The following is a 1,474-nucleotide window of genomic DNA, read 5'->3' as shown; positions in this document are numbered from 1 at the left end:
GCAACGGCCACAAAGACTGCACAGACGGCCACGCCGGAAAGCTTGCTCCAATACATTTCCAACACCTCCGGATCGCACGCGGGACTATCGCCGGTTTAGCAGCCGGCGCAGGAATTGGACGGGCTGACGCCCGTCCTTCTCCTTATCTGGAGCCTGACGAGATGGGTCAGTGCTAGAAAGTCTGGACGTAGAAAGTCTCCTCGCGGAGGCACTGATCCGGTGCACCACCTAGTACTTTTCCAATGTCGCTGCGGGATAGGGATCCGCCGCCGAAACTGACGAGATCTCCGAGCCGAAGGGAGTGGCCTTCCACCTCAACGGTCGGCGGATCACCAGCTCCGAACCGTGCCCCCGCCGGGAACAGCAGCCCAAAGTCCCGCCCATCGCTGGTCCTCCCGATAATGCAATCGTCCTCGCCTACGACAAGCGTTCCTTCAAAGGCGGCTTCCATCACGGAGTTCGCCAGGGCGCTGCGTGGGTTCACCAGCAGCATTTCGCCCATCGGCCCGGTGACCGTCTTGCCTGAGGATCCGCTGCCTGCGGAGCTTCCGCAGGCGGCCAGAAGCAGTGCGAGAACCGAAATGGCCAGGACTGCTATGTGGTTCTTCTTCACGACAACTCCGCTCGGGTTCGCCAATGCATACCGCCCGTGTGGGGCAGTGTAGCCAGCTGACCTTATAAATCCATAGGACCATTGGCCTACTGATTCAGCCCATCTCAGAAACGGATAAGTACGCTTGGTGCATGGGCAATCCGGGGTCGATAGGACCAGCAGCTAGGAGGTACAGCAGGGTCGGCTGGGCTAACCTGTTCGTATCCGTGTCCATCGGTGCTCTTATCGCTAAGCCCTTGGGGCTCAGTCCGTGGATCACCATTATTGGTCTCGCCGTGGTGCTGCTGCTCGTTACGCTGCCCCTTGCCCTAGCGGCACGCCGGGAGCGGCTGGGACAAAACGTCCGGTCGAAACCGCCTATGTGATCCTGTCTCAGCAAGGGATCGCTTGCTGAGACAGGGGTGGGAAGGAATGTCAGCGTCCCAGCAGCGGCGCAGGAAAGGGACGGGCTGACGCCCGTCCTTCTCTGTGTCAGGAGTAAGGCGAGAGGCAGGTGCAGGAGGCTCTGTACGGCTCTCTGCGGGCCTAACGTGGGACACTAACCTGACCAAGCTGGAGCGGACGAGGACCGAAAGAGAATCCATGAGATCCAATCAGCCCCTGCCAGATAACCCCTGGGCGCAGGACATGGTCATCTCTGTGAAAGACACGCCGAACCACCTATCGCTCCTGCTCTTCATCCGTAGCGCTTGGAATATTGCACCAGATGTCAACATTCCGGAGTTGAATCCGGCACCGAAGCCCGGTGCCTCGCGACCGCCGGCCCAACTTCCTACCGTCCTTTACGGAGCTGCTCCTACGTAGCTGCCCGACAGCTGGAAAGTACCGGCAAGGAGCTCCTCCCTCGTCTATGGCGGACCC

1 protein-coding gene is annotated in these 1,474 nt (G+C 60.3%); it reads right to left on the bottom strand.

What is annotated here, in order from left to right; translation table 11 throughout:
* Nucleotides 1-172 precede the first annotated feature (172 nt).
* Complete coding sequence (locus AC5RWT_RS37350; protein ID WP_494084612.1) at nucleotides 173-613, bottom strand: hypothetical protein; 441 nt, start codon at nucleotides 611-613, stop codon at nucleotides 173-175.
* Nucleotides 614-1,474 lie beyond the last annotated feature (861 nt).

It is taken from the genome of Arthrobacter sp. Dra40 (assembly GCF_059091905.1).
This window is presented reverse-complemented; position numbering and strand designations above follow the sequence as displayed.